This window comes from Kocuria sp. CPCC 205231 (assembly GCF_040980965.1).
GTDB lineage: Bacteria > Actinomycetota > Actinomycetes > Actinomycetales > Micrococcaceae > Kocuria > Kocuria rosea.
Map to the genome: position 1 here is coordinate 1 of NZ_JAVKPP010000108.1, position 526 is coordinate 526.

Consider the following 526-nt stretch of genomic DNA (forward strand, 5'->3'; position numbering starts at 1 on the left):
CGCGAGTCGGCCTCGACCGTGCGCCCGGGCCGGCAGGCGCCGAAGCTGTACCAGGGCGAGCTGCCCGTCAACACGATCATCGCCCCGGCCCGTCCCGGCGCCGTCCTGCCCGGTGGCCAGTTCGGCTGGCGGATCGCCCCGGACCGCGGCGGGCGCGAGTTCCACAACGGCACCGACGTCTCCGCCGCGGCGGGCCTGCCGGTCGTGGCCGCCCTCGACGGCGTGGTGACGGCCGTGTTCTGGGACGTCTGGGGCGGCAACCGGGTGGAGGTCACCCACGCGGACGGGATCAGGACCACCTACAACCACCTCGAGGACGTCCGGGTGCGGACCGGGGACCGGCTCGCCGCCTCCGAGCAGCTCGGCACGGTGGGGGCCACCGGCGTCCGGGTCACGGGCCCGCACCTGCACTTCGAGACCTGGGTGGACGGGCAGGCGGTCGACCCGCAGTCCTTCGACTGGGTCGACGGCATGCGCGTCATCCCCGCCTCCCGCAGCAAGTACTCCCTCGAGGTCCCCGTCCCGG

The 526-nt window shown here is 75.1% G+C and carries 1 protein-coding gene; it reads left to right on the forward strand.

The window, feature by feature from the left end; all coding sequences use genetic code 11:
• Nucleotides 1-526: M23 family metallopeptidase (locus RF640_RS19095; protein WP_368828675.1), on the forward strand; the 526-nt coding region annotated here is incomplete at both ends.